Origin of the sequence: Desnuesiella massiliensis, assembly GCF_001403615.1 — a bacterium.
In the GTDB taxonomy this organism is placed as follows: domain Bacteria; phylum Bacillota; class Clostridia; order Clostridiales; family Clostridiaceae; genus Desnuesiella; species Desnuesiella massiliensis.
In genome coordinates this window covers 1,005,906-1,027,166 of sequence record NZ_LN879457.1, presented here as the reverse complement: position 1 = coordinate 1,027,166, position 21,261 = coordinate 1,005,906, and the positions used below count along the sequence as shown (strand labels likewise).

Here is a 21,261-nt window from a genome sequence, read left to right as displayed (position 1 = left end):
TTAATTATAATTTACCTCATTAGATTATATCATTTATATTCTCTATTAACAATGAAAAAAATGTATTAGACGTTGACTTAATATGAAAATTTGTGCTATAATTTAGTGGTTAAAAACGGTCTTACCGTAATTTGAAAGAGGTGAACTAAATGAGAGAAGGCATACATCCAAATTACCACCATAATGCTGTGGTTAAGTGTGCATGTGGAAATACTTTTGAAACAGGTTCTGTTAAAAGTGAACTTAAAGTAGAAATATGCTCTAAATGCCACCCATTCTTCACTGGACGTCAAAAGATAGTTGACGTTGGTGGAAGAGTTGAAAGATTTAACAAGAAATTCAACTTAAAAAACGAAGAGTAAAAAATTTGGGAAAGATATATATCTTTCCCTGTTTTTTTATGATGCTATTTCTCTTTAGATAAAATATCTACCTTTTTGTACATATCTATAAATTCCTTATTACTCTTAGTTTTAGATAGGAAATTAATTAAGTTTTCAGTAATAGTATCTACGTTTCCATCTCTATACATTACTCTTCTTATATTATATGCAACTTCTTTTTCATCATCCTTTAATAGCAAGTCTTCTTTTCTTGTACCTGATTTATAAATATCAATAGCTGGGAATATTCTTCTTTCTTGAAGTTTCCTATCTAAGTGAACCTCCATATTACCTGTACCTTTAAATTCTTCAAAAATCATATCATCCATTCTACTTCCGGTTTCTATAAGAGCCGTAGCCAATATAGTAAGACTTCCGCCTTCTTCAATATTTCTAGCTGCTCCAAAGAATTTTTTTGGCATTATTAATGCTCCCGGATCTAAACCACCGGATAGGGTTCTCCCTGTGGGTGTTATGATTAAATTGTAAGCTCTTGCCAACCTAGTTAAGCTGTCTAGAAGTATTACTACGTCTTGACCTTGTTCTACCATTCTTTTGGCTCTCTCTAAAACCATTTGAGCTACTTTTGTATGATGGTCTGGTTCTTCATCGAAGGTTGAATAAATAACTTCTCCATTTATAGACCTCTGCATATCTGTAACTTCTTCCGGTCTCTCATCAATCAGTACTACAATTAATTTTATTTCAGGATAATTAAAAGATATGTTTTGAGCTATTTTCTTAAGAATTGTAGTTTTACCAGCCTTTGGAGGTGCTACAATTATCCCTCTTTGTCCTTTTCCAATAGGACATATTATGTCCATAAGCCTTGAAGAAAGATCATCTTCTCTTAGCGTCTCTAATCTTAATCTCTCCTGTGGATATATAGGTGTAAGCTTTTCAAAGGATTTTCTACCTACAGCCTTTTCTGGGTTTTCTCCATTAACCTTTTGCACATATAGAAGAGCTTTAAACTTTTCTCCCTCTTTAGGTTGTCTAACCTTACCTTCAACCTCATCTCCAGTTCTTAAATTAAATCTTCTAATCTGAGAAGGAGACACATAAATATCATCAGGACTTGTTAAATAGTTCCTCCCCCTCAAAAATCCGAAATTATTATTTTCATTTATTTCTATAACACCTTTAGCAGAATCAGAATCGTTAATCATATTTTTTAAATTTTCTTTTTTATTTTCTTCTGTATTTTTATCTTCTTCAACTTTTATTTTTTCAGGTTCTTTTAATACAGGTTCATTAATTACTGGATTTTCGTGTATTATAGGTTCATTTTTATTTTCTTTAGGAGCAATCTTCTCCCTGAGAATTAAGCCATCTTTTTCCACCACATTAGGTGAAAGCTTTTTAATTTCTTCAATAAGCTCACTTTTTTTATATTTAGATATATTTTTTAAATTCAAATCCTTAGCCATCTGTTTTAACTCATTTAGAGTCATCTCATCATAATTAATTCCGGCCAAAAAATCACACCTCCATAATTTATAAGTTTACCTAACTATACATTCTAAAGTAAAAAGGAAAATAAAAAAGGTTAGAATAAGAATGAAATATGAAATGAATTCCTATTTTCATTATGAACCAATAAAAGATTAATTATTCTTACAAATACATAAATAGAATTTTTACTTGAATACATATAAAATTATATACTTATAACTTAATACGTCAAGAAAAAAATATTGCATTGTAGTAAAAAGCTTGCAAAATTTTCAATTGCAAGCTTTCTGTTAATTGCGTTTTACAAAATAGCGCAAACACCACTATGAATTCTATGATACTTTTGTATTCTATCACAAATTATTTCAGTTCTGCCTAAATAAATTACTGGGGTACCTAGTTTTTTGCAACCTAAAATAATAATATTACGATTAATCATTTCTTGAAAATTACATACATAACTATGTCTTTCTCCACATAAAGGACATATTAACTTTAGCAGTATATCTCTATTTTTTTGTTTTTTAAAAGTTACAATGGTGCTATTCATGAATAAACTATCCAATTGAAACAATGAGCTTTCTATAATGTTATAGCTTCCATAGTCATTTTTAATAGCTATTGCAATATCAAAGCTTAGTATCATGAAACCACCTCCGTTAATAAAATTTATATTTATTAAATTCTATAAATTTTATTAAATTCCTTCCGAAAAATTTAACTGGGCTGTAAAACTAATTATTTTTATTCGACAAAGATGCTCTTATAAACTCTCTAAAAAGAGGATGCGGTCTATTAGGTCTAGACTTGAGTTCTGGATGAAATTGAACTGCTACAAACCAAGGATGATCTGCCACTTCAACAATCTCTACTAATCTTCCATCAGGGCTTGTTCCTGTTAATTTCATTCCATTGTCAGTAATGTTTTTTCTATACTCATTATTAAATTCATACCTATGCCTATGTCTTTCATAAATCAATTCCGCTCCATAAGCTTTATAAGAAAAACTCGCATTATCTAATTTGCAAGGGTAAATGCCTAATCTCATAGTTCCACCCATTTCGTCAATATCCTTTTGTTCAGGCATTAAATCAATTACTGGGTATGTAGTTTCAACATCAATCTCCGAGCTATTAGCACCCTCATATCCTAAAACATTCCTAGCAAATTCAATAACAGCGCACTGCATTCCTAAGCATATGCCTAAAAAAGGAACTTTGTTTTCTCTAGCCCATCTTATAGCTTCAATTTTACCTTCAATACCTCTATCCCCAAAGCCCCCTGGTACTAAAATACCATCGACAGCTTTTAGTAATTCCTCCACATTTTCCTTAGTTACATCCACAGAATTGATCCATTTTATATTAACATTAACTCCATTATCTAATCCACCGTGATTTAATGCTTCTACCACTGAAATATATGCATCATGCAATTCTACATATTTACCAACTAAAGCTATGTTTACTTCTTTTGATAGATTCTTTAACTTATCTACCATTGATATCCAAGCACTATTATCAATGTCTCTGCACCCTAAATTTAACTTTTCACATACTAGGTTATCTAATCCTTCTTCATGTAATAAAAGAGGAACTTCATATAAATTTTCCGCATCTAAATTTTGAATAACTGATTTACCTTCTAAATTACAGAATAATCCTATCTTATTCTTTAGATCTTCTGAGAGAGGCTTTTCTGATCTGCACACTATAATATCCGGCTGTATACCGATACTCCTCAGTTCTTTAACAGAATGTTGAGTGGGCTTTGTTTTTAGCTCTCCCGCTTTTCCTAAGTACGGCACCAATGTTACATGAATAAAACAAACATTCTCTCTTCCAACCTCATACTTAATTTGCCTTATAGCCTCAAGAAAAGGCAAGGATTCAATATCTCCAACGGTGCCACCTATCTCTGTTATTACTACATCTATTTCTTTCTCTTTTGCTACTCTATATACCCTATTTTTTATTTCATTTGTTATATGTGGTATTACCTGAACTGTTCCTCCTAGGTATTCCCCTTTTCTTTCCTTAGAGATTACTGACCAATATACCTTGCCAGTAGTTACATTACTATTTTTACTTAGGTTTTCATCAATAAATCTTTCATAATGTCCTAAGTCCAAATCCGTCTCTGCTCCATCATCCGTTACGAATACTTCTCCATGCTGATATGGACTCATAGTTCCTGGATCTACATTTAAATAGGGATCAAATTTTTGAATAGATACCTTTAGCCCTCTATTTTTTAATAATCTTCCTAAAGATGCAGCTGTTATTCCTTTTCCTAGCGATGATACTACTCCGCCTGTGACAAAAACATATTTCGTATTCATGTAAACCCTCCATTTTTCAAAAAAATATATTGACTTTTAGACAAATTAGTATTACAATAGAAATTACCCTATTGAATACAATGGGTTATTTGTGTTCAAAAACATAAATAATATATTATCATATCTTTTTCATTTATTCTACTATTTTTTGATTTTTTATATTATTTTTTTTATCTCTTCTTCTATTTCAAAATATTTTTCCCTAAAATCTCTATTTACTAAAAATTTTTCTTCTGCCTTTCTAAAATTCAAATTAACTCTTTCTGAATCATTACCAAATAAATTTACTAGAATATTTTTATCTGTACATTTATGTTTTTTTAATAAAAGGAATAATAGATACCTTAACTCTTGCTTTTTTAATAAAGTATATAATTTTTCTTCTGATATATTGTTGTACTCACATAGAAAATCTATTATCTTATAGTATTCATCTTTTTTGCTCATATAATCCCTCTCTTTTATAATCTTTTTATAATTATGGTCTAATTTTTTAAAATTTAAACTTTTAAATTGAAAAAAGCGACCTTCGTCGCTTTTTCTTAAAATCTTATTTTAATTAAATTCCGAAAATTGAACTAATATGTTTTACTCATCTAATTTGTATTTCTTAATCTTATACTGTAAGGTTTGTCTAGGCATATCAAGTATTTCCGCTGCTTTTGTTATATTAAACCCTCCAATAATAAGCGCTTCCTTAATATATTCTTTTTCTACCTCTTCTACTCTTTCTTTTAAAGATTTTCTTTTCATGCATAGAATACAGCTGTCTATGTTTTTTAAATCTTCTAATTCAAAAAATCCTTGTGATTTATAATTAAACAGTGCTTCTAAAGAGTTTTCTAATTCTCTAACATTTCCTGGCCAGTCATATTTTAAAAACTGATGCATGACTTCTTTTGTTACTCCTTTTATATTACCCTTAAATTTATTATTATATTTTTTTATAAAATAATCTATGAGTATATATATATCTTCTTTTCGTTCTCTTAAGGGTGGTATATTTAATCTAATCACATTAAGTCTATAGTATAAGTCCTTTCTAATTGTACCTCTACTTATACACCCCTCAGGGTCCTCATTAAAAGAACATATAAATCTTATATTCATATCTATAGTATTAGTATTCCCAACCCTTTTTATAGTATTTTCTTCAATTACTCTTAAAAGTTTACCTTGTAATTCAATAGGCATGGAATTAAGTTCATCTAGGTATAAAGTCCCCTCACTTACACTTTCTAATAAACCAACTCTATTTAAGGCACCTGTAAAGCTTCCTTTTTCAATTCCAAAAAGCATGGCTTCCATTAAATTTGTCGGTATGGCTGCACAATTTAAAGCTAGAATTTTTTTATCCTTCCTTAATGAATTATTATGTATAGCCTGTACAAAAATTTCCTTACCTACACCAGTTTCTCCATAAATAAGAATAGGAGAGTTTCCCAAACTAACTTTTTTCGCTTTATTTATCAACTCTTTCATAGTAACATCATTAGTAATAATACTATTAAAGTCCTGCTTAGATTTAGAGAACATATTTTCATACATACATCTTTACCAGCATTAAGATTTGATTTTTATCTGCAGCTCGGTATTTTGAGGTTTTTGTCCAGCTATACTCATATTATAATTCACTGATATTTCTCCCCCACCATCCCCTACTTCTACTTTTAAGTCATTAGTTTCAATTTTTATTTCCAACATGCCGTAAGGAGTATTGTACAGTGTAGTGCATGGACTATTCTTTTCAAATTCCATTTTAGCACTAGTAGTACCGATTCTGACTAAGGATAATTTATTTGGCCATATCTGCAATGTTGTGGTTGTACCTTCCATACCTGATATTTCTGTTTCATCATATACTGCATAATAAGTATCCTCTTCTTTATAAAACTTACCTGGTGTTACTACTTCTATTTTATCTTCCTTGCTTTCTTTTTGAGCACTGGATATAGATATTAGTGCTTTTTTATCCATAAAAATCCTCTCCATTTCTATAAATTTAACCTATTATTTATTTATTGAATATTTATTTATTTCTTCTAATGATATAGGTGCTACTGTGGTAAAACTATACTTAGAAGTGCTATATTTTTTATATTTAATTTCTAACTCCTCTTCTTTATTACCTCTGCAATACCTGGCAGATAAAGATGCTGCAATTTTAATGGTATCCTCATTTATAACTCCTCTTAAAATTACTAATGCACCAGAAAAGTTTCTAGGAAAAATCTCAAAATCATTATTTTTCATATATTTTCTTAATTTTTTACTCTCATCAGCAGTTCTACCAACAATGACTTTTGTTCCTGGAAAAACTCTAAAATGTCTTCCATAGTTTAAAATTTCTATATTACTTTCATCTATTTCTTTTTCATTTTGTATTAAGTCTTTTAGTCTAGCTGAAAAATTAGGCTCTGTAAGCTTGCAGCCACCTGCTGGTGAAGGATAATCTATTATATTCCACTGTTTAGCCAATTCCATTTGTCTTTGCCTGCTTCTTCCTGAAATGTCTAATAATTTATCCCTATTAACTAACCCATTTAACTCCATTTCAGTAGGCTCTAAATTCTTAGCACACAAGGGTCGCAATATTTTATTACTAAATCCAGATTGATTCTTTACAATCTCTAAGGAGCGCTTATTTTGTGACATGGGTCTTTGATTTAATACTTCTCCGGTTATTATAAAGTCTGCTTTATATTGGCTTAGAAGATCACCACAATAGTTCATCATCATTGAGTGACAATCGATGCAAGGATTCATATTTTTCCCATATCCATATTTCGGGTTTTGTACCATATCAAAGTGATGCTTAGAAAAATCAACTACTTTTAGTGGAATTTGGATTTGCTCACACATTCTTATTGCATTATTAGCCTTAAAAAAATAGGACTGAAAACAGATTCCTATTACTTCAATTCCTTGTTCTTTAATTAATTTAGCAGCTAATATACTATCAAGTCCTCCTGATATCATCGCTAAAGCTTTACTCATAAGTTCACTCCTATAATAAAATTTGTGAAGAAGCTATAATAAGCTCCTATTAAAAGAGCTTATTACAACTCCACATTTATTACCTTTATTATAGAATATAGTTTATTAATTTTATATACATTTATCAATATATTTCCTAATAATATTTTATAAGAACCTACATAGTTAATTGTCCATTAGGCGTATTTATAATCTTCATTATTCGCTGAGGTTCTCCGTTTACAACATTAATATAGACTTTAAATACATCATCTTTATGGGTTGCAGTATATTCATAGCATAAAACTTCAGCGTTAAGCTCTGTAGGAATTATTGCAAGTCTTATGTTATTTATTTTAACATTCTTTCCTATTTTTTTTCTTCCCTCTTCTGCCGATACTTTTATTTGCGGTAAGTTTCTATTTTCAATATGAGAAACTAGATATTTTTCTGCCTCCATACCTATTATACTACCATCATCTAAAGCTATTTTAAGCTTTACTTGATCGGTATAAACTGCTATATCTTCAATGTTGTATACGTAGCTTATAACCATGGTATCTTCATACTTAAGTGCATATGTAGGTGTCATACTTTTATAACCTATATTTTTCAAAAAATTTGTTCCTATGTCTTTTGCCTTTTCTTCATCTATAGTTGGCTTATTCATAGATTTATTATCTAACAAGTATATGATCTTTCCACCTTTTTTGCTAACATCACACACTATATTTTCTTCTTTTTTTCTGCCTTTTAATAGTATATTAAAGCCATAGGCTTCTATTCTAGTGCTTCCTTCACTTTTTTTCTCTTCAATTTTTTCTACCCTATCTTCTCCAAAAACCTTCTTCAAAAAATCTATTATTTGTTCTTTTGGAACTTCCTTTTCATCGTTTACTCTTGGGCTAATTTCTAATACATTGTCAGAAAAAGGCCCATCATATATTAATGCAGGATATTGAGTTATTTGCTTTTGAATGCCTTTAAACTTCTCGGAAACTAATGTTTCATCAGTCTTTGCAAGAACTCCGGAAACCTTTTTTCTTATCTCTCCCCACTGAACTCTACCCTCATTAATTTGCTGAAGTATATTTCCTAGACTTTGAGTTAAATTATAGGATTGACTATTTAGGCTATCTATTAAAGCATATTGCTCATCACTAAGTTCCTTACCTTCCATAGAAGATCTTATTAAAGCATGACAGAAATCTCCTACCTGACCTAAAAATCTACTAGTCTCACTTTGGGTTTCTATAGGTATGGGAAGGGAATGTAACTTATCACTAGCATTGCTTGCATATCTAAATATCTCCTCAAAGATTGCTATATTTTGATCCTTTGTTCCAGCCACCGCAACTTTTGATAAATCATCTTCAATATTCTGGACTGAATTTATTAATTCATACATGTTCTTACTATATTCACCTTGAAGATAATTCCTATAATCAGTTCTTTCTAATGTCATTAATATAGCAAAGGTTGTAGAAAATACTACTACCAAAGTAACTGCAAGTGTATAAATTATTCTTTTTTTTGCTATACTTATTTTCATAAACCAATCTACCTCCTTCTAAATCTAACAAAATCTTGTATAATAGATATAAGAATTTCTTTATCTCTTGTGGTAGTATTTGTATTTATTGCGTATGTTATTCATAATGTATTATAATATCAATGTACTCATATTAAATAACTAACTAAAGGTGTGAAATTAATGCGATTGCTAATTTTGTCAGTATCTGCTGGAGGAGGTCACATGAACGCTGCTGAAGCAGTTAAAGCCCATACTCTAATTAATTCGCCAACTTCAGTAGTAAAAATTGTTGACACCATAAGATACATAAATCCTATACTAGATAAAGTTATCATAGGAAGCTATTTAAAAAGTTTAAAGATATATCCCTCCATATTTGGAGCTTTATATAACTATGCTGAAAATGATGATGCTTTAGCTAATGTTACTAATAAGGTAAATGAGATGCTAGCTTATAAACTATTACCTCTTATTGATAGCTTTAATCCAGATCTAATTGTATCAACTCATCCTTTTTCTACTGAGATGCTATCAATATTAAAAACTAAAGGTAGGATATTAAAAAAAGTAATATCTATACTTACTGACTATGCTCCTCATAGCTTCTGGATTCATCCAGCTATAGATGCTTATGTTGTTTCAAACGAAGATATGGTATCAGAAATGGAGCTTAGAGGTGTAAATCCTAATACTATTTATCCATTAGGCATCCCTGTTCATCCAGATTTTTTAATAGAACACGATAGATGCCAAACTTTAAAAGCATTAAATCTTAATACAGAAAAAAATACTTTGCTGTTAATGGGTGGAAGTCTTGGCATGGGGAATTTGCTTGAAGTTTATAGAGAAATCTCAAAAATAGATCTTCCTTTTCAGATAATCACCATTACAGGCAATAATAAGAAGCTATTTTCTACCCTTCTAAATGAAGTAAAAAATAGTTCTAAAGAAACAAGAATCATTGGTTATACTAATGAAGTAAATAAATATATGCAAGCTTGCGATTTATTAGTAACTAAACCTGGAGGTCTTACAGTGTCTGAAGCTTTAATCTGTAAGATCCCTTTAGCTATTTTTTCTGCCATTCCAGGTCAAGAAGAAAAAAATGCTGACTTTCTATTAAGAAATAATCTAGCAGTAAGCCTAGGTAACGGTAAGGAATGTAAAAACATCATTGAAGATTTACTAGGATCTTCAAACAAACTAAAAGAAATGAAGGATAATTGTTATAAATTTGATAAATCAAGTTGTGGAAGTAATATCGTAAAGCTTATGTTCTCTATGGTTTATGGAAATTTAAAAAGCTAGCTATTCTTTAGCTAGCTTTTTCACTTTTGCTCTTATTGCTCATATTATTTATCATCTCTTTTAAAGCATCAACTATTTTAAATCTAAACTTGACTTCTTTTGGTGACTTATTTCTATTATCTATGGATTTGTATTGCTTTTCATTAAGTGTCTTTTTCATCTCATTCTCTGTTTCCTTATATGAAGTTTCTTCTTTTGTAATATCGATAAAACATAGAGGTGGAAACATTACACACCACCAATTTTGTCCTTCTCCTCCACCTATTATTATTCTATAAGCCTCATATTTCCCTTGAGGTAGAGTTATATTACCATAAGTTTTTACAGGAAAGTTTTCCTTAGATAAAGCTGTGGTAACAGCATAATTATATTTATTATTTCTAATGGTACTTTCACATATTTCTCTTATTTTTTTATCATTATCTAATAATATTTTTCTCGATTCCTCAATACTTTTGGAGTTTTTTAATCTTGGATAAATATATTCTAAAACCTTATCTCTAACCATTAGTTTAAGTTGTTGATCCTGCTTTGAATCACTATTGGCTATAACATGAAATCTTATTAACTTATCGCTTATTTTCTTTTGTTCAATAGCTGCAACATTTTCCTTCGGGTTTATTTTTTCCCATAGTAAACCCATTATTGCAATTATTATTACGATCCATAATATCTTTTTAAATCTCATAATTTCATCCCCTCTCATTAGGTAATTATTTCCATAAAATTCCTTTTTTATTCAATATAAGGGATGATTTTTCGAAACACTCTTAATTTGCAACACCAATTCTTCTTATACTGGTTTTAATATCAACCTTTATATTAGCATCGGCATAACTAGCCTCCCACCTATCCTTAACCTCTTTCCAAATAGCGGGGTGGAACTTTTTAATATATTCCCTTAATCCTATGGGATCTACTTTAAGTTCCTTTTGAGTATATTGAATTAACTTTTCACATTCTAAAGCTATACTTTTATCAAATTTTTTTTCTAATTTTGTGAGTTCTTCTCCTCCAAATACTATCATATCAACAGAAGCTCCCCTAAGCTTTCCCTCTAATTCTACACTTATGGTAAAATTCAATTTATCCCCTTGCTTATCTACTTTAATTTTTCTATTTATACCGTCAATTTCATAATCTATAGGGTGACCTTCCTCAACGATTACTTTAGTCCCTCCTTTTAAATTTCCTCTTAGAATCTCTAAGTCTCCTGTTTCTGCTGAATTGATATATCCCTTTAATTCATAATCTTTTATAACTGCTACTCCGGTCAAAATAATTTCTTTTTTAGTTCTATCTAGCCTTAGTGATGGTATCAATGCGTTACCATTTTCCGATAGTAATTTCAAAAATTCATTTAAAGTCACAGGAAGTATACTAGAATTTCTATTACTATTTTCCATAAGCCCAGCTACATACGCCTCAATATGTTTATCTATTTCCGGCTTTATTTTTATAAATTGTTCTGGTGGTCCTTCCGTTGTTATAACGTACATTCTTCTACTTAACTTGGGATGTCTTTGCACATAATCCACTACTTCTTTTAAGGTATCTGGGTATTGTATCAAATCTCTACTTAACATTAAAAGTCTCGTATGTTCTAAATAAACATTTCTACTACTTTTAGCTGTTATTTCAGACATAGCCCCTTCCATGGAATAGGTTTGTGCTGAAAATGTATTATCTCCCTGAAGCCTCCCTTTACCTGGAGAAAAATCGCTTATATCAGGAAAAGCATAAGTTACATTTAGCTTTTTTACGCTTTGTTCAGCAAATATTTCATTCTCCTTTATATTCTTTAACTCTCTTTCCTTATCTATATCCTTACCTACATCAATTCCTATAGTTGAAACAAACACTTTTCTATCTATCTCTACTTTATCCCAGCAACCATTAAATAGCATCGTAATTATAAGAATTAAATATAATTTAAATTTTTTCATATACATTCCTACCCTTTCTATTAAATTTAGACATCTTAGAAAAGTAACTACCGAAAATAGACGGGTAGACTTACTAGTTATTTTTTTGAAGACGCCTTAACTGCACTAATTATAAATAAAAGTATAGGTAGAATTAGGACGCAAAATACTATTAAGGGATTTAAGTATTTATTCCCTATTTCGTATAACTCATTAATATTATTAGGATATAAGGTTATAACGTATATTAAAGGTATTATTAATATAGAGGATATGTTGATACTCCTTATCCTTGTAATCTTGGTTAAAATATGGCTAGAAAAGTAATAGTAGTTTATAAAGGTTGTTAAGTAAAATAATATCCACAGTGTCATCACTACGCCTTCCCAGCGCTCCACAAAAGTACCAGGAAGGTTTATAGCTGTAACCATGGTAACGGTAGGCCATAAAACGATTTTTGACTGATTCTCTCCAAAAACAGCTAAGGAAAAAATTACTATTAAAACATAAAAAATCGTTATAAAGGTCACGGCCTTTATAGAGGTTTTATAAATTTTTTTCTTCTCTCCAAAAATAGGCATTATAAAGAATAAAATTTCAAAACCTACAAAAGACACTAAGGATGAAAATAACCCCTTAGCATAATTACCTATAGGCTGTTGAAACACAGGAAGCATATTAGTGAAATCAGAAATAGGTAAAAGAGCTAAAAGCATTAATACCATTGGCAGAAACATGACCCAGAATGCTATTTCATTAAATTTTATTATAGATCGCTGTCCACCTCTTACCACATGGATACCTACTAGAATGGTAATTATTATAAGAAACTCTGTAGGGGTCTTTTCTAACAAGTACATTTTAATAACTTCCACAAAGGTTCTCATTTGCAGTGATACAAGAAAAATCATGTAGAATGAAAAGATTAATAAAATAAAAAAACCTAAAATTTTTCCAAAGCAGTTAAAAATAATTACATTGAAATCCTGAAAATCATTATAATAACTAATCTTATATACTAAATAAACTAAAAGCATGGAAATCAATCCAGCTACTATAGTTACGAGCCACCCTTCATTTCCTACTGCTGTAGCTAATTGTCGCGGATAGGAAAATATACCTACTCCCACCGTTGTAACCACCAAGCTAGAAAACAACCCATAAACTTTTATATTTTCCTTAGAATTCATCGGCATCTCCCCATTTTTTAATTACTTTTGTCTTATTTTATCTCCAGTATTCATGAACTTAGGTCTCCTTTTTAAATATTGGATAGGATATTTTACAAACAAATCCTTTAGATCAGCTTTTTCTATATTAACCACTGGCGAAAGATATGGTATTCCAAAGCTCTTTAGCTTAATTAAATGTATTAACACAACTATTAATCCTAAAGCTATGCCATATAATCCTATAATAGAGGCAGCTATTATTAAAATTAATCTTATAATGCGAAAAGCAAAGGTTATCTCGTAATTTGAAGTAATAAAACTGCTTATAGCGGTAACAGAAACAATTATTATCATTATTGGACTTACTATTCCAGCACTGACTGCTGCCTGACCTATGATTAATCCACCTACAATTCCAATAGTCGCCCCGATAGGTCTAGGCAATCTTACAATAGACTCCATGAGCAATGCTAAACTGAGTTCCATTATAAGCGCTTCTATAAAAGCAGGAAAAGGAACCCCTTCCCTAGAAGCAGCGATAGAATACGCTAATCTAGTCGGAATAATTGAAGTATGAAAAGAAGTTATAGCTACATAGAAAGAGGGCATAATCAGTGAAAAGACTATAGAAATCAACCTTATCAATCTGACAAAGGAAGAATACATCCATCTTTGATAGTAATCATCAGGAGATTGAAATAATGCTGGAAGGGTAGTAGGAACAATCAATGCTACAGGAGAATTATCTACCAAAATCGTAATTTTTCCTTCATACAAGGCAGCAGCTACTACATCAGGCCTTTCGGTAGATTGAATCTGAGGAAATAAACTCCATTTATTATCTTCAATCAGCTGTTCTATATACCCGCTATCTAATATAGCATCTACATTGATACTATCCATTCGCTTCTCCAATTCATTTAGAGCACTTTTATTTACTATATCTTCTATGTACATTAGAGCTACATCCGTCTTAGATCTTACTCCTACGCTTTGAGGTTTTACCCTCAATCTGGTATCTCTTATTCTTCTCCTCACAAGAACTGTATTAAATCTTAAAGTTTCAGAAAAACCTTCTCTTGACCCTCTTACTACAGTTTCTGCCGAAGGCTCACTTATCCCCCTATTAGGCCATAATCTAGTAGCTATTACGTAACATACCTCTAATTCCTCTATAAGAAGCATGGTTTCTCCTGAAAGCATAGCATTAATTGATGCTTTCAATGAATTTAATTCTTTTAGATCTGATACAGTCAACAGCCTTTCTTTAATATTATTTATATTGTTTACTTTCTCACTATTTATCATTAAAGTTTCAAGCACATAATCATCAAGTAATATTTTATCAGCCATGCCATCAATGTAAATTAGTGCTGCCTTCCACTCATGTATATAGAATTCTCTATATACAATATCCAAATTATCCTTTAATATCTCTTTAATGTAAGCTATATTATCCTCAATATTAGGATATATTTTTTCTTCAATTGCCTCTTTCATTTTTTTCACCTCGATGTCCTATATAAATCTTGCAACTAAAAACAATATAATGCTAACGACTATTAAAGCGTTAGATATTATCTTTGCTTGTTTAAATCCTAGTACATCATTCTTTTGTTTAAAGGATTTACTGTCTACAGCATTCAAGACGAAGCAAGCATATACCATCATTATCAAAAAATACTTATCAAAAAATTCTAATATGGCCATTACTAATACCCTCTTTATAATTATTTTTACATTATATAAACAGGATTAGCTGTTTAATTTATTGTTTTCTTAAATATAAAAAAATATTCAAAAATAAAAAAATGCCCTTCAGCAGATTGACACCACCACTGCTAAAGAGCAATTACACCTATAAATGAACATTTATATAGTTCGCGTTATAAACACTTCTTTATATTGCATTTTCATTCTGTCGTAGCAAATTTGAGCCTTTTGCATATCATCGAAAAAAGCAAAAACTGTAGGTCCACTTCCACTCATTAGTGCTCCTAATGCATTCATTTTCAACATTTCATTTTTTATATCCTTCAATAAACCATGTTTTTTAATGGTAACATTCTCTAATACATTTTTCATATTATTTGCTACATAATATAAATCTTCTCTAGTCATAGCTTTTATTAAAGAATCTATATCAGGATGTTTAAAAATTTTATTTATATCAAGAGATCCATAAACTTCTTTTGTAGATACACCAAAGTTAGGCTTTACTATTACTAAGATATGATTTCTAAAGGGTTTCAAAGGTTTTATCTTTTCTCCTATACCTTCGCATAAGGCTGTACCTCCTTGTATACAATAAGGTACATCTGCCCCTATAGATAATGCTAAATCCATTAATTCACTTTCCTCTGCATTGATATTAAAAATCAGATTCATTCCTTTAAGTACCGCAGCAGCATTAGTGCTTCCACCTGCTAAACCTGCTGCTACAGGTATGTTTTTCTTAATATTTATATAGACTCCTTGTTTTATATTATATTTATTAATAAATAATTCCGCTGCTTTATAGGCTAAGTTTCTATTATCTGTTGGTATAAAACCTTTATTACAACTTAGAACTATATTTTGTGGTGCTTTCTCTATGCCAATTAAATCATAAATATCTATGGTTTGCATTATCATCTTTAAAAGATGATATCCATCTTCTCTTTTCCCTATTACATCTAATGCAATATTAATCTTTGCATATGCCTTTATTTGCACTTTTATCCCACCTCTCCAAATAAATTATAACTTATTTATATATATTATCAATATGAATTTATCCACTTTAGGCATTGTAAGAAAAAAAATCAGCACAAATTAAGAAATCTGTGCTGATTAAGCTTAGGCTAACTCCTCTTTTATATTTTTAGAATCTATTTTGGATTTTATAAGCCTTAGCAAAGGCTCGTAGTCTTCAAAAAACACTATAATCAAATCTTCCTTACTAGCATTATCTATTGCCTGACTTAAAGCTTCTACTTCGTCTAATATTATCTCTGCAGAAGCTTCCTCCTTCCCACATTTTAAAACTCCTGATTTTAACAGATTAGCTACTTCTCCAGTTTTTCTTCCTCTTTTATCTTTATCTTCTTTTATATATAACTTATTAAAATTTTCTCCGCTTATTTGCCCTAATTGTATAATATTCTCATCTAATCTATCTCCTGGTACACCTATTACTCCTATTAAATTCTTATAGGACATTCGTTTAGCACCTGATATAACAGCTTTATATCCTTCTATGTTATGCCCGTAGTCTAATATAACTTTTACTCCATCCAAGTCATATAAATTAAATCTACCTGGGTTATGATCTTCATTAGATAAAAAGCTCTTTATTCCTTTACTTATTATACAATAATCTACCTCCAAACCCACTAATGCCGCACAAGCAGCTAAGGAGTTTTCAACATTATATTCTAATATACCATTAAAGGTAATTGGAATTTCTCTTATATTAGCTATATGATATATCCTTTTTTCTTTTTCTACATATATAGAATCGTTGTAAATATATACTCCATAGCCTCCATTTGATAAACTTTCTTGAAGATATTTATTATTTCTGTCCTTTGAAAATAATATTAATTTGCCTTTAGCTCGTTCAATAATAGACATACTACATGGGTCATCTGCATTTAATACTGAATATCCCTCAGCTTTAACAGCTTCTACTATTAAAGATTTTACATGAGATAATTCTTCTAAAGTTTCTATTCCATCTAAGCCAAGATGATCCTCAGTAATATTGGTGATTACTCCCACATCTGCTAAATCATAACCTAATCCATTTTTAATGATACCACCTCGGGCTGTTTCTAAAACAGCTACATCAACCTCTTTATTTAGTAATACTGTTAAAGCACTTTCAAATCCTGTAGTATCACCCTTATCAATACATTGCTTATCTATATATATTCCTCCAGTAGTGGTCATACCCACATTGTAACCAATCATAGAAAGCACATGAGCTATAAGGCGTGTGGTGGTAGTTTTACCATTGGTTCCTGTTATAGAGATTACTGGTATATTCTTAGGTGAATTTTTAAACATCATATCTACTATGGCTCCTGCTACATCTCGCTCTTTTCCACTTGAAGGATAATGGTGCATTCTTATACCTGGCGCTGCATTTATTTCTACTATTACCCCACTGTCTTTTATTGGCTTGCTTATATCTTCACAGCAGATATCAATACCGCAGATATTTAAGCCCACAATTTTAGCCGCTCTCTTGCATATATCTATATTTTCCTTACATATATTATCAGTACAATCTATAGCCATTCCGCCTGTAGATAAATTTGCATTTTCTCTTAGGATCAGTTTTTTATCCTTCTCTAAAATTGAATTTAGACTATAGCCTTTAGAATTTATACTGTTAATTAATTCATTGTTAAATTTCACTTTAGTTAGTGGTTTTTCATGGCCTTCCCCTCTTCTACTATCTTCATTAAACTCTTTTATGAGTTCTTTTACACTTCTGATACCATCTCCTGTTATTGAAGGAGGAACTCTTAAGGCCACTGCAATAACCTCCCCATCTATAACACAAACTCTATAGTCATTGCCCTGTACATATCTTTCAACCATGATATCTTTAAAATTATTTCTTAATTCTTTATAAATTCGCAAAGCTTCTTTTTCATTTTTTATATCTAAAAAAACTCCTTTGCCTTGATTTCCAAACTGTGGTTTTAAAACTATCGGATACCCTATAGCTTCTGATTGAATAAGTAAATCTAAACAATTATTTATTTTGGCCCCTTTAGCTACAGGAATGCATTGAGAAGATAATAATTTTTTTGTTAACAGCTTGTCACATGCAATATCAACAGCTATAGCCTTTGTATTATCACCTATGGTGGCTTCAATTAATTTTCCATACTTTCCATATCCTAGTTGAAAGATTCCATGTTCATTTATGTGTATAATCGGTATTCCTTTTCTCTTAGCTGCATTGCATATAGCTTCAGTACTTGGTCCTATTAATTCATTGTTCAACATTTTCTTTATCTCATTTAATCTATTATCTATATTAATACATCTATTCATTATTAACGAGTTTATAATATCTATACTTAGTCTTGCAATTGCCATAGCTGTCTTTTGATATTTATATTCAAAAATTAAATAGTAAATTTCCTCCGATACTTCCCTTGCCTTTCCATAACTTATATCTAAATTAATCATGTTATGTAATGCAATTATAATATGTTCACAAATATGTGCTAGATATGTGCCTTCTTTAAGGCGTTTTACAAAGCCCTGGTCTTCATCTATTCCACATCTGTGTTTTTTTAATTCTGGAATCAGATTTACTAAATTTTCAGTAAAATAACTAATTTTGTTGCTTGGTATGTTACTATACCCTTCAAGATCTACATCTAATCTTATACATTTTCTATGAGAGTAAATATTTCTTCCTTCAAAGGCTCTATAATTAATTATTTTCATTATGCTTCTGCTTCCTCCTCCATAGGTTCCTTACTATTTAAGTCAAAAATATTCTTATTTTTTAATACATGCATTTTTATATTAAACATACAAAGAAGCTCCTCTTGATATTGTTCAGATACATTGCTATAGGTTATTGTTCTTCCATCAATAACATAAACTGCACCTGATCCTATAACTTTAAAGGATCCTTGTTCATTTACTATAATAGCTGTATCTTCATCTATTCCAATGCCAAGCACTCCTGGATTCTCAGCAATACCTACTAATAACCTTCCTATTCGCCCTCTTTGAGCAAAATGCTGATCTACTATTACCCCTTTAAGTAATCCTAATCCCGGGGCCATTTTTAGAGTGCACTTTTTAGGAGATTCTTCATCTAAACCTTTGACAATCATAGTATCACTCATAACTGAGGCCCCAGCAGATGTACCAACAAAGGTGCAGCCTTCTTCATATTTGTTTTTCAAAGCATCATGCAAAGCAGTACCGCCTAATATACTAGTTATACGTAGTTGATCTCCTCCAGTAAAAAAAATCAAGGAGGCTTCCTTTACTAAATTTACATTTTCTATCTCCTCTGCTTGGTATCTATGACTTACATCAAGTATTCTAACCTCTGCAACACCTAATCCATGAAATAGTCTTTTATACTTTTCTCCAGCTTCTTTTGGTTGTTCTGTGGCTACAGTTGCTATCAAAAGGACATCCCTGCTTTTATCTATAGTTGAGCATACATATTTTAATATTTCCTTATTACCTTCTTTATCTTCCGCCCCTCCGATAATAATTAAATTACTTTTTGTTTTTTCTTCCATAGGAAACCACTCCTTATCAGTATTATTTATTCTATCCAAGTGAATTAAAAATATTCATAAAAAAACAGTATGTAAAATGCCACTAGCATTTTACATACTGTTTTAATTTATATGCAAAAAATACTTTATATTATAGCTCTACCAGGAATTAAAATCTTATCCCCTACTTTTAATATATCTGCGTTTTCTATAGTATTTATTTTCACTAATTCTTCAATGGTAGTTAAATATCTTTTAGCAATATTCCATAGTGTATCTCCAGCCTGCACTACATATATAGTCAAACTAGCTTTCTTTTTAGGAACTTCATCATCTAACTTGCTTATACCTGTTAAAAATTCTTTTTTAACCATGTAATTTACTCGTACATAAATCCCTACCACTGCCTTAACTGCTATGGTATTTGCTTCTATAGAAGCCTCTATATTCTCTAGGTAAGCCTTAGAAATACATTGCATATCTATTTTAGTACCTGGTATATCTAAGCTACAACTAAAGGGTAATTCCTCATCAACCTTGAACAAATACTTATCTGCATCATTAGTCCTATATATAACATCTACCTTTACTATGCCTTCAATTACAACTTTATCCTCTACAACTTTTTTATCTGTGATTATCACCTTTCCATTAGTCATAATCACATTAGTTGGAACTGGTGTATCTCCCTCTAGCTCTAGATTATCCTTAACTATAGTTTCACAAGAATTATGGCCATGAAGCACATTTAAATCGTATTTATTTTTATATAACTCCATTAGACAATTAGGACAATATGCATCTTCAATCATATCTAGACTAGATTTGTTCATAACCTTAACTTTAGCTCTAACTAATGCCTCGATATCAATAAGTCTATTTTCACCTAAATCATCCTGTCTAATATTATATTCAACTCTATCTAAATCAAAATCACTGAAAGCTGTCATATCTGAAGTTGCCTTATCTATTTCTATCTCGTTATTCACATAAACATCATCTTCAAGATAAACTACCTCTCTACTTTCTAAAGCCTTATATAATACTTGAATTTTTGCAAAGGCAGATACCTGAGCCTTATTATCTAGTAATTTTACTTCTTTTTTGTGAATATTAACATCGCATTTCATTATCTTACCTATTTGAGGTTTATCCATTCCGATTTGCATATGCGATTTAGCTAATAATTCTGCTTGCTCCATACCAACAATTTTATCAATGGTAGAAGGTTTCTTAAGCATTTGAATATTTAGTGTGCTGTCTATTCCCTTAACTATTTCATATTGGTAGCTTTTAAACACTTCTATTTTTAATTTTACTATACCCTCAACACTAACTTTTCTTTCGTTTATTATGGAACATTCAATATGTTCAATGTAGCACTCGGCTTCGCACATCATTCTATGTTCTGCTCCAACTATATCGATGTAGTTAGAGAACTTGTCTGCATAACTAACGCTGTGTACGGCCATTTTCTCTTCTTCTCTAGCTAAATAAAGTATAGTATATTCTATTTGACCTTCTACATATACTTTATCTTGCATTATCTCTTTGTTAATTATCACAGGTTTTACATCTAGCATTAAAATTTGTACCACATCTGGATGCGTATCAGGGATTAAATATTCTCCCCTAAGCACTGTGTCTGAAGACCCTTCCCCTAATAGCTGTTCGTATTCTATACTTTCTCTTATAAGATCTATATCCGTCATGTTATCCCTCCCATAAAATACCTACTATAATGTATATAATATGGGAATCAAAAATATGCATAAAAATAATAGCTTATTAAAAAACTTTAGCTATCAAAAAAACAGTGAAATATACCTAACCCTAAGACCATCAGTTATTTTTTTAATACTTAGATACAATATATATATTTATTTAATTCTTAGTGCATGACAAATATAAATAA

At 30.5% G+C, this 21,261-nt stretch carries 19 protein-coding genes; 2 read left to right on the top strand and 17 right to left on the bottom strand.

The window, feature by feature from the left end; all coding sequences use genetic code 11:
- Positions 1-149: 149 nt before the first annotated feature.
- Positions 150-362 (top strand): 50S ribosomal protein L31, encoded by a 213-nt coding sequence (rpmE, locus tag BN2665_RS22725; RefSeq protein ID WP_055669378.1) that lies wholly within the window; start codon positions 150-152, stop codon positions 360-362.
- Positions 363-406: 44 nt separating this feature from the next.
- Here the strand turns inward: rpmE and rho are convergent, their stop codons facing one another.
- From rho to ypeB, 8 genes are all read right to left on the bottom strand, one after another.
- The gene (rho, locus tag BN2665_RS22720; protein ID WP_242866005.1) at positions 407-1,861 is read right to left on the bottom strand and encodes a transcription termination factor Rho; all 1,455 of its coding nucleotides are present in this window, start codon (positions 1,859-1,861) and stop codon (positions 407-409) included.
- 278 nt (positions 1,862-2,139) lie between these two features.
- Complete coding sequence (locus tag BN2665_RS22715) at positions 2,140-2,484, bottom strand: hypothetical protein (protein ID WP_055669377.1); 345 nt, start codon at positions 2,482-2,484, stop codon at positions 2,140-2,142.
- A gap of 88 nt (positions 2,485-2,572) precedes the next feature.
- On the bottom strand, positions 2,573-4,180 hold the full coding sequence (locus tag BN2665_RS22710; protein ID WP_055669376.1) for a CTP synthase: 1,608 nt from the start codon (positions 4,178-4,180) through the stop codon (positions 2,573-2,575).
- Between the two features lie 156 nt (positions 4,181-4,336).
- Positions 4,337-4,627 carry a hypothetical protein gene (locus tag BN2665_RS22705; protein WP_055669375.1) on the bottom strand — a complete coding sequence of 97 codons (291 nt, stop codon included), beginning with the start codon at positions 4,625-4,627 and terminating at the stop codon, positions 4,337-4,339.
- A gap of 141 nt (positions 4,628-4,768) precedes the next feature.
- Complete coding sequence (locus BN2665_RS22700) at positions 4,769-5,728, bottom strand: sigma-54 interaction domain-containing protein (protein ID WP_242866004.1); 960 nt, start codon at positions 5,726-5,728, stop codon at positions 4,769-4,771.
- A 15-nt stretch (positions 5,729-5,743) separates the two neighbouring features.
- Positions 5,744-6,157 (bottom strand): YwiB family protein, encoded by a 414-nt coding sequence (locus tag BN2665_RS22695; protein ID WP_055669374.1) that lies wholly within the window; start codon positions 6,155-6,157, stop codon positions 5,744-5,746.
- Positions 6,158-6,190: 33 nt separating this feature from the next.
- The gene (locus BN2665_RS22690; RefSeq protein ID WP_055669373.1) at positions 6,191-7,177 is read right to left on the bottom strand and encodes a DUF814 domain-containing protein; all 987 of its coding nucleotides are present in this window, start codon (positions 7,175-7,177) and stop codon (positions 6,191-6,193) included.
- 157 nt (positions 7,178-7,334) lie between these two features.
- Positions 7,335-8,702: a germination protein YpeB gene (gene ypeB, locus BN2665_RS22685; RefSeq protein WP_154675044.1), complete on the bottom strand. Its 1,368-nt coding sequence runs from the start codon at positions 8,700-8,702 to the stop codon at positions 7,335-7,337.
- Positions 8,703-8,870: 168 nt separating this feature from the next.
- Between ypeB and BN2665_RS22680 the strand changes: the two genes are divergently transcribed.
- Entirely contained in the window at positions 8,871-9,998 is a 1,128-nt protein-coding gene (locus BN2665_RS22680) for an MGDG synthase family glycosyltransferase (RefSeq protein WP_055669371.1), read from the top strand.
- Positions 9,999-10,005: 7 nt separating this feature from the next.
- On the opposite strand, the gene spoIIR is transcribed toward BN2665_RS22680, so the two are convergent.
- From spoIIR to BN2665_RS22635, 9 genes are all read right to left on the bottom strand, one after another.
- Positions 10,006-10,686, bottom strand: coding sequence for a stage II sporulation protein R (spoIIR, locus tag BN2665_RS22675; protein ID WP_055669370.1), 681 nt, complete (start codon positions 10,684-10,686; stop codon positions 10,006-10,008).
- A gap of 82 nt (positions 10,687-10,768) precedes the next feature.
- Entirely contained in the window at positions 10,769-11,944 is a 1,176-nt protein-coding gene (locus tag BN2665_RS22670; RefSeq protein WP_055669369.1) for a Ger(x)C family spore germination protein, read from the bottom strand.
- A gap of 77 nt (positions 11,945-12,021) precedes the next feature.
- Positions 12,022-13,113: a GerAB/ArcD/ProY family transporter gene (locus BN2665_RS22665; protein ID WP_074042389.1), complete on the bottom strand. Its 1,092-nt coding sequence runs from the start codon at positions 13,111-13,113 to the stop codon at positions 12,022-12,024.
- A gap of 21 nt (positions 13,114-13,134) precedes the next feature.
- Positions 13,135-14,595: a spore germination protein gene (locus BN2665_RS22660; protein WP_055669367.1), complete on the bottom strand. Its 1,461-nt coding sequence runs from the start codon at positions 14,593-14,595 to the stop codon at positions 13,135-13,137.
- A gap of 18 nt (positions 14,596-14,613) precedes the next feature.
- Positions 14,614-14,805 (bottom strand): CLC_0170 family protein, encoded by a 192-nt coding sequence (locus BN2665_RS22655; RefSeq protein ID WP_055669366.1) that lies wholly within the window; start codon positions 14,803-14,805, stop codon positions 14,614-14,616.
- A gap of 162 nt (positions 14,806-14,967) precedes the next feature.
- Entirely contained in the window at positions 14,968-15,810 is an 843-nt protein-coding gene (ispE, locus tag BN2665_RS22650; RefSeq protein WP_055669365.1) for a 4-(cytidine 5'-diphospho)-2-C-methyl-D-erythritol kinase, read from the bottom strand.
- 123 nt (positions 15,811-15,933) lie between these two features.
- A complete protein-coding gene (gene cphA, locus BN2665_RS22645) occupies positions 15,934-18,549 on the bottom strand; it encodes a cyanophycin synthetase (RefSeq protein ID WP_055669364.1) in 2,616 nt (871 codons plus the stop codon).
- A complete protein-coding gene (locus BN2665_RS22640; RefSeq protein WP_055669363.1) occupies positions 18,549-19,367 on the bottom strand; it encodes a cyanophycinase in 819 nt (272 codons plus the stop codon). Before BN2665_RS22640 ends, cphA begins: the two co-directional genes overlap by 1 nt.
- A gap of 125 nt (positions 19,368-19,492) precedes the next feature.
- Positions 19,493-21,058 carry a DUF3794 and LysM peptidoglycan-binding domain-containing protein gene (locus BN2665_RS22635; RefSeq protein ID WP_055669362.1) on the bottom strand — a complete coding sequence of 522 codons (1,566 nt, stop codon included), beginning with the start codon at positions 21,056-21,058 and terminating at the stop codon, positions 19,493-19,495.
- Positions 21,059-21,261 lie beyond the last annotated feature (203 nt).

Bases quoted from the DNA above. Each gene is read 5' to 3' on its own strand.
- rpmE (WP_055669378.1), top strand. From the start codon at position 150: ATGAGAGAAGGCATACATCCAAATTACCACCATAATGCTGTGGTTAAG.
- BN2665_RS22715 (WP_055669377.1), bottom strand. From the start codon at position 2,484: ATGATACTAAGCTTTGATATTGCAATAGCTATTAAAAATGACTATGGA.
- BN2665_RS22710 (WP_055669376.1), bottom strand. From the start codon at position 4,180: ATGAATACGAAATATGTTTTTGTCACAGGCGGAGTAGTATCATCGCTA.
- BN2665_RS22705 (WP_055669375.1), bottom strand. From the start codon at position 4,627: ATGAGCAAAAAAGATGAATACTATAAGATAATAGATTTTCTATGTGAG.
- BN2665_RS22700 (WP_242866004.1), bottom strand. From the start codon at position 5,728: ATGTATGAAAATATGTTCTCTAAATCTAAGCAGGACTTTAATAGTATT.
- BN2665_RS22695 (WP_055669374.1), bottom strand. From the start codon at position 6,157: ATGGATAAAAAAGCACTAATATCTATATCCAGTGCTCAAAAAGAAAGC.
- BN2665_RS22690 (WP_055669373.1), bottom strand. From the start codon at position 7,177: ATGAGTAAAGCTTTAGCGATGATATCAGGAGGACTTGATAGTATATTA.
- BN2665_RS22680 (WP_055669371.1), top strand. From the start codon at position 8,871: ATGCGATTGCTAATTTTGTCAGTATCTGCTGGAGGAGGTCACATGAAC.
- spoIIR (WP_055669370.1), bottom strand. From the start codon at position 10,686: ATGAGATTTAAAAAGATATTATGGATCGTAATAATAATTGCAATAATG.
- BN2665_RS22670 (WP_055669369.1), bottom strand. From the start codon at position 11,944: ATGAAAAAATTTAAATTATATTTAATTCTTATAATTACGATGCTATTT.
- BN2665_RS22665 (WP_074042389.1), bottom strand. From the start codon at position 13,113: ATGAATTCTAAGGAAAATATAAAAGTTTATGGGTTGTTTTCTAGCTTG.
- BN2665_RS22660 (WP_055669367.1), bottom strand. From the start codon at position 14,595: ATGAAAGAGGCAATTGAAGAAAAAATATATCCTAATATTGAGGATAAT.
- BN2665_RS22655 (WP_055669366.1), bottom strand. From the start codon at position 14,805: ATGGCCATATTAGAATTTTTTGATAAGTATTTTTTGATAATGATGGTA.
- cphA (WP_055669364.1), bottom strand. From the start codon at position 18,549: ATGAAAATAATTAATTATAGAGCCTTTGAAGGAAGAAATATTTACTCT.
- BN2665_RS22640 (WP_055669363.1), bottom strand. From the start codon at position 19,367: ATGGAAGAAAAAACAAAAAGTAATTTAATTATTATCGGAGGGGCGGAA.
- BN2665_RS22635 (WP_055669362.1), bottom strand. From the start codon at position 21,058: ATGACGGATATAGATCTTATAAGAGAAAGTATAGAATACGAACAGCTA.